The sequence below is a fragment of the Lysinibacillus sp. CNPSo 3705 genome (assembly GCF_028674935.1).
Classification (GTDB): Bacteria; Bacillota; Bacilli; order Bacillales_A; family Planococcaceae; genus Lysinibacillus.
In genome coordinates this window covers 1-248 of the sequence record NZ_JAQZSD010000237.1, presented here as the reverse complement: position 1 = coordinate 248, position 248 = coordinate 1, and the positions used below count along the sequence as shown (strand labels likewise).

The window sequence follows — 248 nt, the reverse complement described above, 5'->3', positions numbered from 1 at the left end:
GAATTTAAAAAAGCTGCCGCCTGCAAAATACAGACAGCAGCTTCAAAAAGATGCCTAACCTTTTTTTAAATGTCCTTTACAAAGGGTACATTTTAGAGTCAAAGTCAGACCTATTATTTTGACATTGAAAAATGCAAAGTATGTCCAAGGAGAGAGGGCTGTTATAAAGAAGGTGCAAAAAGTAAAACATATTCTGTCACAATTAAGTCGGATACACATGCCGAACAAGAGGCATTTCAAAATACGGA

Annotated in this window: 1 pseudogene; it reads left to right on the top strand. The window is 35.9% G+C overall.

Annotated features, from left to right (window positions below):
* Positions 1-96: 96 nt before the first annotated feature.
* Positions 97-248 (top strand): annotated as a pseudogene (locus PVA17_RS25210) (IS5/IS1182 family transposase); the annotation flags it as partial.